Below are 12,173 nucleotides of genomic sequence, written 5' to 3' on the forward strand. Positions count from 1 at the left end.
CAGGAGTCTTCGCCTTGCTCTCCTATCAACAGCTAGAAGCAATTACATACATAAAACCTATGTTCACGACCACTATGAAAAATCTGAACAAGTTCGATTCTCCATCAAGAATCAAACTCGTTCGGATAAAATATGTTTGTCCCAGTTTCACTGTGCCATTTCTTCAACGGTTCCTTCTTTTAAGCCATAGTAGTTCCGTTCAAATCGCTTTATTTCTTGATCATAGCGGCGTACTTTTGCATCGGCTAGCTGGCGGCTTTGTTTTGTTTCTTCAAGCAGCTCGACCTGCTGATTAATTTGAAAAATAGTCGTCGTCAGCTCGTCTTGATAATCATAAATTTCATTTTGAATATCCACGCATACGGGCAAGCGATTTGCTAAAATAAAGTCCGTCATTTGCATAAGCACTTTTTTACGCTCTACCTCTTTCACTTTGCTTTTGACGGCCCGTTCTGCAGAACGGAACGTCAGCCTTACTTTAGAGAAGAAGTCACCTTTAATCGAAAGCTTGCGCTGCAGTTCTTCTACATCTTGTTTTAATGATTCATGCTCTTCAATCATTTTTTGAAGCACAAGCCCTCCATTTAACGATGTGAGCTCCATTTCATCAAGCTGATGGCGGATGGCTGTTTTGAGCGTTTCAATTTGTTTCACCGTCTTTTTCTCCGTAGCGCGGAGCTGCTTAACATACTGCTCTGTTTTATAAATAAAGCTGTCTAACCGTTCACGGTCAAACAGTGACTGCTCTTTCTTTTTCATATAATCTTGATACCCTGTGTGTACAGATGACCACTTGATCAGCAGAGACTGATAATTCAACAGCTCATCCTGATGCTCAAGCTTGTACGTCCACATCAGCTGAACAACTACCAATAACAGCGGTAAAAAAGTTCCAGCTTCTTTGCGTTTTGCAATAATTTCGTGACTTTCAAAGCTCGCCATTAAAAACAGCGGCGCATTCATACTAAATAGCAGTGCTGGCGGGTAATTAACGGGAATAAAGATACTCATTACGGTTGCCATAAGGTCTGAAATAGCAGGGTATGCGTGCGGAGGAAGCTGTTTGTATAGCTCGATTGTCCCTTTTTTTTGCAGCAGTTTCACAAGCGCTTCCTGCTGATATTCTCCTAATGCATCAATCATTCTTTCCTGATACATGGGGGGCAGCTGTTCAATCCAATTCATCAGCTGCTGCTGAAACACAGCTTGCTGACGATTTGTAGCAATCATGTATTGCGAATCAATTAGATGAAAGAACAGTCGGATTTGATGGCGCATTACGTCTTCTAGCGTATGACAGCGTGCAATTGAAAACAGCTCATTGTATTTAGATACAAGCAAATTTCCAATGTTATCGCTTAACTCGTACAGCTCGCCATTTGTTGTAGCATGAGAAACGGGAAGTTCAAAAAACTTCGCCATTTCAAGCAAAATATGCAGATGCATGTCTACTTCAGGCTGTTTTTCAAGCAATTTCATTTCTTCTACCAATGACGCTTGAAAATCCGTATGCTCCGTTTGCTGATACTGTGCTGACATTTCCGTATAAATGCGGTGGTCACATAACACATAAGCAGCTCTTAGGATATCGCCTTTAGACGTAAGCAACCCATACAATAACTGTTGTCCGTTCATCTTCACACCGTCCTTCATTAAATTTTCTTACTATAGCTTTCTATCATTTTATACTTTTTCTATAAATTCGATGCAATAGTTCAAATTTCCTGTTATCTTTCTTCTTGCTTCCTTAATACAAAGAGTGCCGTCCAACATGACATCAGTGCCGGCGGAATGGTCCAAGTCATATATCGCCACTCACCCGTCACAAGCGCCATAATGAAAAAGATGAGCGGAAAACCTATTAGTACTATGATGATACGTGCTCGGCTTACCGATTTTTTCATAGTGCATCGCCCCTTCTGTTCGTCCCTTATTCCTATAATACCCTTTCGCTTCTATAGCATTAAACACCTTTATAAACCGTTCGTACAATTCTTTGTTTTCTAGACAGTCTATGACATAAGTTTTAAAAAAGAACAGAGGATACCTCTTACTTTGATGAATCTCGTAAGCAGCTTTTATGTTTTGACAAGCTAAATCGAGAAAAATGTGTTATGGTAAAAGAAAATTTCGTTTTTACTACCTACATTGAAACGAAAGGGTTGATCGTATGAACATTTTTTTGATTGGCGCAAGCGGTAGGACCGGACAGGAATTAATAAAGCAAGCGATTAAAAACGGACATTATGTAAAAGCATTTGTGAGAAATCCATCTAAGCTTAAGATAACGCATGCGAACGTACACATCATACAAGGCGACGTGCTTGATTATTATGAAGTGTGTCAGGCCATGCGAGGGTGTGATGCAGTAATTTCTTGTCTTGGGACCGAAAATCTAGGGCATTCTACCCTTTTAGTAGAAACGACAAATCTGCTGATTCAATGTATGAACGAAAACGGAATTCAGCGTATCGCCTACACGGCTTCTGCCGGAATCGACGGAGAAATTCCAGGCATGACGGGCTGGCTTGCTCAGCGTATTTTAAAAAATGTGCTTCGCGATCATTACGAAGCCGTGAAGCTCTTGAAGGTAAGCGGGCTCGACTGGACTGTTGCTCGGCCAATGGGGTTAACGAGCGGTCCATTAACTACGTATTATCGTATAGGAGAAGCTAGCGTACCAGAAAACGGACGCAACATCAGCCGTTCTGACGTCGCTCATTTTCTCCTTCAAGCCGTAGAAAACAACAGGCACATAAAAAAATCACTAAGTCTTTCGTATTAAATGTTCTAAAGGAGTGTTGATAGTGAACCTATCAAAAATTTTTCTAAAAATAAGTCTTGTACTTTTAATGGCATGCGTCTTTATTGAAGGTAATTTTCAGGTGGCGCTTGGCATCTTTGCTGCTGTTTGCATGCTTGTCATAATTTTTGCCAAGCCTCTTTCAAAATCGCTGCTTCCTGCTAATAAAAAAACAGGAAAAAAAGACCGCGAAATATTAATGATGGTCATTGGTGTCATCGTTTTTATTTCAGGAAGCTTTTTTATTGCGTAGAAGCATTGTAAAGAAAACAGGCTTAAATCCACATTTTCAATCATATAAAAGGTTGTGCTGTAAGTCGAATGTTCGGCTTATGACGCAGCCTTTTTTTGGTTTCATGAGGTCTCTTTTAGCAATAGCTTCTGTCTTTTATATACATACCATTCCATTATTTAAGCAAATTACCTATCAACCCCTCTTATGCTTTTTTCATCAGTTCACATAATATATGTAGAAGATGTCATAAGACAAGCGTCAAACGATTTGTATCTAGAAAAAGGAGGAAGATAAATGAAATGCCCCCATTGCGCTTATTCTAATCCGGAAGGGGTAAAATTCTGCTTAAATTGCGGCCATGAAATCGTGGACCGTGATGAAAACTACAGCATATTCTACTTGTTTGCCCATCGTGTTGATAAAATACCAAGAAATGAACGTTCGGTTGAACCTAAATTTCGAAATATATTCTCTCGAGTCTTCCGACAGCACAGTGAAATGGAAGCTGAACGGCTTTTTATTGTAGGAACAGGACTTACGACTCCTAAAATAGAAGAAGTTGTAAATACATGGCCAAAGCCTTGGCTTTTTGCAAGGGTCTTTCTTATTGCGCTTATCGCATACTTAGGGCTATATCTAGGCGTAAGCTTGTTCGAAAACATCAACTTCATACCCGGTCTTATTGTAGTCGGTGCTTTTGCAGTGCCATTTACTACGCTCATTTTCTTTTGGGAAATGAACGCTCCGCAGAATATTGCTATTTACAAAATTGTTTATGTCGTTTTTATTGGCGGAATCCTCTCACTTTTATTAGCACTTGTGTTTTATGATATTCTTGGAAATAACACAAACGTGATCGTGATTGGAATATGCGAGGAACTGGCTAAAGTTATCGCGGTTATTTATTTTGTGCGCAATCTTAAATATAGATATATCCTTAACGGACTCCTCTTGGGAGCTGCAATAGGAGCTGGTTTTGCTGCTTTTGAAACCGCTGGCTATGCTTTACGGGCACTTCTTTCCGGCAGCTTTCACATGCTTTATTCTACAATACTTTGGCGCAGTATTTTTGCTCCTGGAGGACATGTAGCTTGGGCTGCCTTGACTGGAGCTGCCGTCTGCATCGTCCAAGGAGATAAGAAATTTCAGTGGAGCATGTTGATAAAACCAAAATTTCTCGGTGTATTTTTGCTTGTCGTTTTTATGCACGCTCTTTGGGACTCACCTATACTAGGTATTTTGCCCGCTGGACATACAATTTTAACGGTTATATTATGGATTTTAGTATTCAGTATGATTCGTATTGGGCTAAAAGAAATCGCAGATAAAAAGTTGGAGTTGACCTACTGCAAAGAAAAACCTACCCCCTCATAGGAAATGTTCAGCTTGCGTTAAGCTGCTCGTTTTAACTTTTTATTACCTTTATGTTTCATTTTGAAAATTGTTGTTACAAATTGTAAAAAAAAGCATTCAAACTACCTGTACATGGTATGATAACTTCAATAACATGAAAGGGTGACTTGGTGGATGAACCTAACTGAAATTAAGCACATGATAGCAAATTTAGTAAATTATAGAGATAGCGACATTACTCATACTCTTGCCAATAGGTTTACACTAAGTTATTCAAAACAATTAAACGGTTTTCAAATCTGCGACATTGAAAACGATATCATTTATCGTTATGAGGAACCAGAAACAACTGCGTTAGCTCTGTTTAACATGGTCCATAATCTTCCTGAGACTATTTATAGACATACTAATTCGTTTGAACAAGTTTAAAGCAGCAAAAAAAGCTCATTTATTAACTAACATGAGCTTTTTTGCCGGTGTTTATCTATTTTAGTTATTTATAACCTTCTTCAAAAGAAGAATATCCTTTTTAATTGCCCGTCTAATTTCTTCAACTTTACAGCATTTGTATTCTTGTACTAAGCGATAGAGCTCTCGTTTAAATAAAAATTCATCTTTTTGGTTACTCATAGCAGCATACCCCTTATTAGCTTTCTATCACAAGCGATTAAAGAAAGTATTCCCTTTTCTTCTTGTAAAAAACAAATAAATTCACAAACAGATGTAAAAAAGCCCTTTACCATGCACTTACAGGAATGGCGAGATGTGCTTTGCGCTAGACAAATGAAAGAATTTCGCTAAAGCAAATAAAAAAACATTGACTACTAGCTCCCAGTCAATGTTTTTTATTTTAGCTTTGTTTAATTAAAGTCGATTCACATACTTTTATGCGTTCATATCTCCTAAACCTGGAGCATGCTCATTTGGCATTTCAGATAAATGAGGGACTGGAAAAGCTTCCGGTGGAGGTGTTACGCTCAAGTCTCCGCCATTTCTGCTTGGCGTCTGCCCTTGGAATATTTCTCCCATTCGGTGCGGATCTAACCTAAAATCAAATTGCGTGTTATGATACCCCATCTCGACAAATTTTCTGCATTCAGGGTATTTGTTAATATCATAATTTGGTACAGGGAATAGTTTTCCCCAGTCCACGCCTAATGTTTCAAGAGCTTTTGCAAACGCATTTTGATGAGCATTATCTCGAACAATTAAGAAACCTAGCGTTTCTCTTAACGTTTGGTTAGAACTCATTTCGTATATTCTTGTTTTTTGTAAAACACCGGTTGATTCTAATACAACGTTATTCAGTAAATCAGCCACTAGATTTCCGTGATTATAAACCCACGAGCCGTTCCATGGATTTCCGCCCGCATCTACTGGCAGTGAGCTTTGAGCGCCCATGATATAGTGATGAGGATTAGCATGTTTTACGGCTTCATCAAGAGGAGCCTGATCTGAACCTTGACTTCCTACCCCGGCTCCGCCAGATTCATCTAACAATGCATTAATAGTATTTTGAACGAGTTCTACGTGAGCAATTTCTTCTAAAAAAACACCTTTCATTAAATCGCGATACTGCGTTTCTTTTCCTCTGAAGTTAGAGCTTTGAAAGAAATATTGCATCATCGTCCGCATTTCACCAAACTGCCCGCCTAAGGCTTCTTGCAGTACCTTCGCGGCCGCAGGATCGGGCTTATCCGGTTTAATGCCATTGATTAATCCTTCTTTGTAATAATACATATCAAACACTCCTTTTATTGACATTGCTTGTTTTTGAACTAGCTTATGTAGATTTTTGTCCGCTATAGGATTTTTCACTTACAGTACCTGTTGCTTTTCTTCCTAACATATTCCGTGGTGCCATCTTTCTAACATGTGCACATAACTACTGTTTCCATATGCGGTCTTTTTATTCTGGGTAGTCAAAAGACAACGTCATTGAAACACGTGGATAACACCCTTTGTTATAAGCAAAAAAACTGCTCGTAGCAGTCTTTTTACATTCCTTATACGGAACAGTGAATACTTTGAATGCACAAAAAAAGAGCTGGTTAAAACCAGCTCTTTTTCTCTATTACTTCTCTATACCTGCTTTAATTTCCTTAATCATGCCTGTCATTGATTCAAGGCCTCCTCCAGATAAATACCAAAGGCCTGGATCAAGGTACACAACGTGATTGTTTTTCACTGCGTTGACTTCTTTTACATATTCATTTTCAACAATTTGTTTAGCAGATGATTTTTCACCAATTGCGGCGCCGCGGTCAACGACGAATAAGTAGTCTGGATTTTGTTTGACTAAATATTCATATGCAATGCTTTGACCGTGCTTAGCCGATGGATCTAGGCTGTCGTCTGCAGCTTTAATACCGAATACGTCGTGGATTAATCCGTATTTAGAACCGGGACCAAACGCTGTCATTTTGCTATCATTTGCCATCATTACAAGCGCTTTTTTATCTAGTTTGTCCGCTTGTTTTTTCAAATCTGCAATTTGCTTATCGATCGCTGCTAGCTCTTTTTTCGCTTGATCTTCTTTATCAAAAATTTGTCCTAGTACTTTTGTATTTTCTTTAAATGACTTCATATAGTGCTGGTTGTCCGTATCGATATAAATCGTCGGCGCAATTTTTGAGAATTCATCAAATGAATCTGCTTGGCGGCCTTGAATAATAATTAAGTCTGGATTTAGCTCTGCAATTTTTTCAAAATCAGGTTCTTTTAATCCACCTACATTTGCGTACTTATCATCTTGATATTTTGATAAATACTCAGGAATCGCTTGTTTTGGTAAGCCCGCTACTTCAACCCCTAGTTTATCTAGCGTATCAAGTGCACCCATGCTGAATACTACAACTTTTTTAGGGTTTTTCTCAATTTTAATTCCGTCTTTATTGAACTGATCGGTTACTGTTACCGTCTCTTTTTGCTTACTTTCTCCACCTGTTGTTTCTTTTGCTCCTTGATTACCGCAAGCAGCTACAACAATCGCAGTTAAGACTGCTACAAACATTAATAACACTTTTTTCACTTTCGTCACCTCATGAATAAATTTTATGAAAAATACACGCAAATACGCTGTCCACCAACCGTTTCGATTGGAATATCCATATCGTATATATCCTTTAATACAGACGTTTGAATGATGGTTTCTGTTGGGCCTTCACGGATCACTTCACCGTTTTTAAGCGCCACGATGTAATCCGAATAGACAGACGCAAAATTAATATCGTGAATGACAATCACAATGGTTTTGCCTAAGTCTTCTACGAGACGTTTCAACAGCTTCATAATTTCAACAGAATGCTTCATATCTAAGTTATTGAGCGGTTCATCTAAGAAGATATACTCCGTGTCCTGTGCGATGACCATAGCGATAAAAGCTCGCTGACACTGTCCCCCGCTCAGTTCATCCAAGTATTTATCTTGAATACTTTCAAGCTTCATGTAACTCAGCGCCTGATCAACCGCTTGTTCATCGCTTTTTGTTAACCGGCCTTTTGAATAAGGGAACCGGCCAAAATTTACGAGTTCACGTACGCTAAGCCTGATATTCAGCTGATTGGACTGTTTTAAAATACTCATTTTTTTGGCTAAATCTGAGCTGTCAATATTCTCTATATTTTTTCCTTCTATTGATATTGATCCTGAGTCGGCTTTAATGAGACGGCTCATAATTGAAAGCAGCGTACTTTTCCCCGCTCCGTTTGGACCGATAAATGACGTGATTTTCCCTTTTGGAATCACGACGGATGTTTTTTCTAAAACGGTTTTTTCTCCGTATGTTTTACTGACATTTGTTACTTCTACCATGATTTATTCTCCTTTAGCAGCAAATAAATAAAGTAAATTCCGCCGGCAAAGTCAATGATGACGCTCAGCGTGGTGCTGAAGGTGAACACTTTTTCAACGATAAACTCTCCTCCGACGAGGGCTATAACACTAAGCAGCAGTGATCCCATCATTAAATAGGTGTGCTTGTACGTTTTGAACAGCTCTCTCGCAAGGTTCACAACAAGCAGTCCAAGAAAGGTGATCGGTCCAACTAACGCTGTAGCCACTGAGACAAAAATGGCAATCACAATCAGCATTTTTTTGACGAGCCCGTCATAATCAATCCCTAAATTTACCGCATGTTCTCTTCCTAGCGACAGTACATCAAAAATGGATGTAAAGCGCCACACGTAAATGCCAAGCAGGATAAATATGACGGCTGCTATGTATAGCAAATCGGTATTAACATTGTTAAAGCTTGCAAATGATTTATCTTGTACAATTTGAAATTCATTGGGATCAATGAGCATTTCCATAAATGAAGACAGGCTTTTAAATAACGTTCCGAACACAATTCCAACCAGTAAAATAAAGAAAATATTCTTACCGGCTTTTTTGAACATCAGTATGTAAAGCAAGACCGAAAAGATAATCATCAGCGAAACGCAAAGAAGAAAATTAAGATTTTTGTTCATGATGATAATATTCGTTGAGCCAAAGATGTACACAATAAACGTTTGCAGAAATAAATACAGTGAATCTAGTCCTAGAATACTAGGAGTTAGAATTCGATTATTGGTAATCGTTTGAAAGATAACGGATGAAAACGCAATGGCTCCTCCAGTTAAAACAATCGCAGCGACTTTTTCAATTCTTCGCGGCAGCGTGTACTGCCAGTAGCCTAAATCATAGCTGATAAACAGCGCCACTGATAAAATGGCCAGCGCGGCGAGAATGATAATTTTATGTTTGTTATGCATAACGACCTCTCCTTATCAGCATAAAAAGAAAGATCGCACTTCCTATTACACCTACCATTAACCCAATAGAGATTTCATAAGGGAAAATAATGACTCTGCCTAAAATATCGCACGCAAGTACGAACACAGCTCCAAGCAGCGCTGTATGAGGCAGGCTTTTGCGCAAATGATCTCCACGGTAAATCGATACGATATTTGGGATGATTAATCCTAAGAAAGGCAGCATGCCAACGGTCAAAATCGTAATCGAAGTAATAAGCGAAACAATGACTAATCCAATGTTTACGATTTGTTTGTATTTCACGCCTAAATTGATTGAAAAGCTTTCTCCCATACCAGCAACCGTGAACTTATCTGCGTAAAGATAAGCAATTATTAAGAGCGGTATACTAAGGTATAAAAGTTCATATCTCCCCTTGACTACTAGCGAAAAGTCGCCTTGCAGCCATGAAGAAAGGTTTTGAATCAAATCGTATTTGTAGGCAATGAAGGTAGCTAAGGAACTTACGATACTACCGAGCATTAAACCGACTAGTGGAATATAAATCGTATCGTTAAATTTAATTCTGTCTAGTATTCTCATAAACAATAGATTGCCCGCCAGTGAGAAAATGAAAGCAATGCTCATTTTTAATAGAGGACTTGCTGAAGCAAATACTAGTAGAGAAATCAACACACCAAGCCTTGCCCAGTCCATCGTTCCTGCCGTTGTTGGAGATACAAACTTATTTCGCGTAATTTGCTGCATAATTAATCCACAAATACTAAGGCTCATTCCCGCCATAATAATACTCAAAAGCCTAGGAAAACGACTGAAAAACAGCGTTTGGCTTTCTTCTTTTGTTAAATGAAACAGATCCATCGCTGACAGATCTTGTACTCCTACAAAAAGAGACAAAATCGATAGTACAGCAAACACAAGAATTAACTGATAAAACTTCAACTTTCCTTACTCCTTTCTTCCCTCTATAAGTCTAGTTATCTCCTCCTTCATCATGTGTAAATGATTATCATTATCAATTGACTTTCTTTATCATATCATTATTCTCTAAATAATCAATGGTTTTCTCAAAATTTAAGCAAAAAAATACCTTAACAGATGGATCTGTTAAGGTATTTTAAGGTTCAATTAGACTTAAAAATCCAAACTATTAATATTAATAGTTTGGATTTTACTTTAACCAAGATACTTCTGTAGCAGACTCTTTGCATCAACATTACATATATATGAAATATATGTTTATATTTGAGAGAAATCTACTTATTTTGCAAATACATGGTTTCCGATAACTGCCGTTACTTGCTGCGTTGCAACCCATTGGCTTTCAGCGATTTTCGGATTATAGAAAAACAGCGCATCGTTTTCATGCGGGTTTGATAATGCTTCGCTTACCGCTCGTTTTGATTCTTCTGATGCAGGCTGATTAATTGCTCCGTTTGCTACTGGTGAAAATTGATATACGCCGTTTCCTAGCTGCTGATAAATAACGTCGTGAATGTTATTTGGGAATTCCGGTGAAGCTACACGGTTTAATACCACAATTGCTACCGCTACTTTTCCTTGGTACGGCTCACCTTTTGCTTCTGCCTCTACTAATCTAGCTAGTAAATCTTGATCTTGTGCAGAAACCGATGTAGACGGAGCAGTTTGTGCCGGCGCCGGTGCTTCTCCTTGAAGTTTTAATGTTTGTCCGATGGTAATGATATCACTTTGTAAACCGTTAACAGCTTTTAACTGATCCACAGTCATGCCGTTTTGTGTTGCAATATGATATAACGTTTCGCCTTGTGCTACTGTATGTACAGATGTTGCCGGACTAGCGGCAGGTTGTGCTTGTCCCTGGTCAGGAATCGTTAATGTTTCTCCAACGTAAATCATGTCGTTTTGGCGGTTATTAGCACCTTTCAGCTCATCTACCGTAACCCCATTTTGTTGGCCAAGCCCCCACAAGGTATCTCCTTTTACGACTTTGTGCGAAGCTGCTGCTGATGCTGTTCCTTGACTTGCTAGAAATGCTACAGACGCTGCAGAAGCAACTGCCCATTTTTTTACACGTTTTTTACTCACAAAAACTACCTCCTAAAATTTGAACCTGTTATTACCTTAGCACATAGATTCGCCTTTTCATTAAAAAAAACAGTAACATTTGTTCTAATTGGATTAAGTTTCTTACAGTGCCATTCATTATGTTACAACTTTTACATGACCCTTAAAGAATATGTAGAAATATGACGATTTCATTGCGAAACGAGCTTTTTATCTGTTTACTTACATTCCTCTTTCTGTAAAAAACTTGATTTAATTATGATTAATCGCAGAGATAAAAAGGAAAACAGCAGTTAAATAGAGAAATAGTGTAACTATTGAGGAATGGTTCAGCGCTTCTTTGTCAATTTACGTTTGTTTATTAATAAAGGAGGTCTATTTGGATGTGTGCAAATAAAATGTATGTGACGTATAACACGGAGAAACCGGCTATTACAATTCAAGGAGCTTTTTATCATACGGGAGGAACGCAGGAAGAGTTTTTGCGGGAATTCAAGTACTGGCTTGAATCTCACGGCTGGTCATTTATGGGCGTAACAAATGAAACAACGATGACAACGGCGAACAAAGAGTTAAAAGAAACGATGGAACAGCATAAAATAGAAGGCAAAAAAGTTCAAAGACTAGAAGATTTATAACGATTGCTTCTATGATCCTTCACACATGTCCAAACGCCAATACGTAAAAAAGCCTTTAGATGAGCTAAAGGCTTTTTTGCATTAACGAGAAAGTGCGACCACCTTCTGATTTTCTACTCTCTCTTCAACAGGCTTTCTCATTTCTTTTTCCGTCCATACGCCAATGCGTTTTTGTCTTTTCCCAAGAGGCTGTTTTTCACATGCATAGCAAATTTCTGAAATATCATCAAAATGAGCTAACGACATCTTTATCCCTCCTTTTCTAAATATACACAGGCAAGTTAGTATGCTTCTTCCCTTATTTTCCAAAGCTAAACTGCTTCATCTTATATTTAAACAATTT

The 12,173-nt window shown here is 38.4% G+C and carries 13 protein-coding genes; 4 read left to right on the forward strand and 9 right to left on the reverse strand.

The window, feature by feature from the left end; translation table 11 throughout:
- Positions 1 to 147 precede the first annotated feature (147 nt).
- Positions 148 to 1,635, reverse strand: a complete 1,488-nt coding sequence (locus JNUCC25_RS15980) for a hypothetical protein (RefSeq protein WP_029322840.1) — start codon at positions 1,633 to 1,635, stop codon at positions 148 to 150.
- A gap of 535 nt (positions 1,636 to 2,170) precedes the next feature.
- Between JNUCC25_RS15980 and JNUCC25_RS15985 the strand changes: the two genes are divergently transcribed.
- From JNUCC25_RS15985 to JNUCC25_RS15995, 3 genes are all read left to right on the forward strand, one after another.
- Complete coding sequence (locus JNUCC25_RS15985; RefSeq protein WP_013057881.1) at positions 2,171 to 2,785, forward strand: NAD(P)-dependent oxidoreductase; 615 nt, start codon at positions 2,171 to 2,173, stop codon at positions 2,783 to 2,785.
- 22 nt (positions 2,786 to 2,807) lie between these two features.
- Entirely contained in the window at positions 2,808 to 3,056 is a 249-nt protein-coding gene (locus tag JNUCC25_RS15990) for a hypothetical protein (protein ID WP_029322842.1), read from the forward strand.
- A 276-nt stretch (positions 3,057 to 3,332) separates the two neighbouring features.
- Positions 3,333 to 4,412, forward strand: a complete 1,080-nt coding sequence (locus tag JNUCC25_RS15995) for a PrsW family intramembrane metalloprotease (protein WP_013057883.1) — start codon at positions 3,333 to 3,335, stop codon at positions 4,410 to 4,412.
- A 468-nt stretch (positions 4,413 to 4,880) separates the two neighbouring features.
- Here the strand turns inward: JNUCC25_RS15995 and JNUCC25_RS16000 are convergent, their stop codons facing one another.
- The 7 genes from JNUCC25_RS16000 to JNUCC25_RS16030 all read right to left on the reverse strand — a co-directional run bounded on the left by JNUCC25_RS16000 (position 4,881) and on the right by JNUCC25_RS16030 (position 11,213).
- Positions 4,881 to 5,021: a hypothetical protein gene (locus tag JNUCC25_RS16000; protein ID WP_170960213.1), complete on the reverse strand. Its 141-nt coding sequence runs from the start codon at positions 5,019 to 5,021 to the stop codon at positions 4,881 to 4,883.
- A gap of 255 nt (positions 5,022 to 5,276) precedes the next feature.
- A complete protein-coding gene (locus tag JNUCC25_RS16005; RefSeq protein ID WP_013057886.1) occupies positions 5,277 to 6,131 on the reverse strand; it encodes a manganese catalase family protein in 855 nt (284 codons plus the stop codon).
- Between the two features lie 334 nt (positions 6,132 to 6,465).
- On the reverse strand, positions 6,466 to 7,422 hold the full coding sequence (locus tag JNUCC25_RS16010) for a siderophore ABC transporter substrate-binding protein (RefSeq protein ID WP_029322847.1): 957 nt from the start codon (positions 7,420 to 7,422) through the stop codon (positions 6,466 to 6,468).
- 23 nt (positions 7,423 to 7,445) lie between these two features.
- The gene (locus JNUCC25_RS16015) at positions 7,446 to 8,204 is read right to left on the reverse strand and encodes an iron ABC transporter ATP-binding protein (protein ID WP_013057889.1); all 759 of its coding nucleotides are present in this window, start codon (positions 8,202 to 8,204) and stop codon (positions 7,446 to 7,448) included.
- The gene (locus JNUCC25_RS16020) at positions 8,198 to 9,145 is read right to left on the reverse strand and encodes an iron chelate uptake ABC transporter family permease subunit (RefSeq protein WP_029322849.1); all 948 of its coding nucleotides are present in this window, start codon (positions 9,143 to 9,145) and stop codon (positions 8,198 to 8,200) included. Before JNUCC25_RS16020 ends, JNUCC25_RS16015 begins: the two co-directional genes overlap by 7 nt.
- Complete coding sequence (locus JNUCC25_RS16025) at positions 9,138 to 10,088, reverse strand: ABC transporter permease (protein ID WP_013057891.1); 951 nt, start codon at positions 10,086 to 10,088, stop codon at positions 9,138 to 9,140. Before JNUCC25_RS16025 ends, JNUCC25_RS16020 begins: the two co-directional genes overlap by 8 nt.
- Positions 10,089 to 10,406: 318 nt before the next feature.
- Complete coding sequence (locus tag JNUCC25_RS16030) at positions 10,407 to 11,213, reverse strand: cell wall hydrolase (protein WP_013057892.1); 807 nt, start codon at positions 11,211 to 11,213, stop codon at positions 10,407 to 10,409.
- A gap of 362 nt (positions 11,214 to 11,575) precedes the next feature.
- On the opposite strand from JNUCC25_RS16030, the gene JNUCC25_RS16035 reads away from it, so the two are divergent.
- Positions 11,576 to 11,830, forward strand: coding sequence for a hypothetical protein (locus JNUCC25_RS16035; RefSeq protein ID WP_013057893.1), 255 nt, complete (start codon positions 11,576 to 11,578; stop codon positions 11,828 to 11,830).
- Between the two features lie 81 nt (positions 11,831 to 11,911).
- On the opposite strand, the gene JNUCC25_RS16040 is transcribed toward JNUCC25_RS16035, so the two are convergent.
- Positions 11,912 to 12,076 carry a hypothetical protein gene (locus JNUCC25_RS16040; RefSeq protein WP_013057894.1) on the reverse strand — a complete coding sequence of 55 codons (165 nt, stop codon included), beginning with the start codon at positions 12,074 to 12,076 and terminating at the stop codon, positions 11,912 to 11,914.
- Between the last annotated feature and the right edge of the window lie 97 nt (positions 12,077 to 12,173).

The organism is Priestia sp. JNUCC 25, from assembly GCF_053667915.1.

Bases quoted from the DNA above. Each gene is read 5' to 3' on its own strand.
- JNUCC25_RS16015 (WP_013057889.1), bottom strand. From the start codon at position 8,204: ATGGTAGAAGTAACAAATGTCAGTAAAACATACGGAGAAAAAACCGTT.
- JNUCC25_RS16035 (WP_013057893.1), top strand. From the start codon at position 11,576: ATGTGTGCAAATAAAATGTATGTGACGTATAACACGGAGAAACCGGCT.
- JNUCC25_RS16005 (WP_013057886.1), bottom strand. From the start codon at position 6,131: ATGTATTATTACAAAGAAGGATTAATCAATGGCATTAAACCGGATAAG.
- JNUCC25_RS16000 (WP_170960213.1), bottom strand. From the start codon at position 5,021: ATGAGTAACCAAAAAGATGAATTTTTATTTAAACGAGAGCTCTATCGC.
- JNUCC25_RS15985 (WP_013057881.1), top strand. From the start codon at position 2,171: ATGAACATTTTTTTGATTGGCGCAAGCGGTAGGACCGGACAGGAATTA.
- JNUCC25_RS15995 (WP_013057883.1), top strand. From the start codon at position 3,333: ATGAAATGCCCCCATTGCGCTTATTCTAATCCGGAAGGGGTAAAATTC.
- JNUCC25_RS15980 (WP_029322840.1), bottom strand. From the start codon at position 1,635: ATGAACGGACAACAGTTATTGTATGGGTTGCTTACGTCTAAAGGCGAT.
- JNUCC25_RS16020 (WP_029322849.1), bottom strand. From the start codon at position 9,145: ATGCATAACAAACATAAAATTATCATTCTCGCCGCGCTGGCCATTTTA.
- JNUCC25_RS16040 (WP_013057894.1), bottom strand. From the start codon at position 12,076: ATGTCGTTAGCTCATTTTGATGATATTTCAGAAATTTGCTATGCATGT.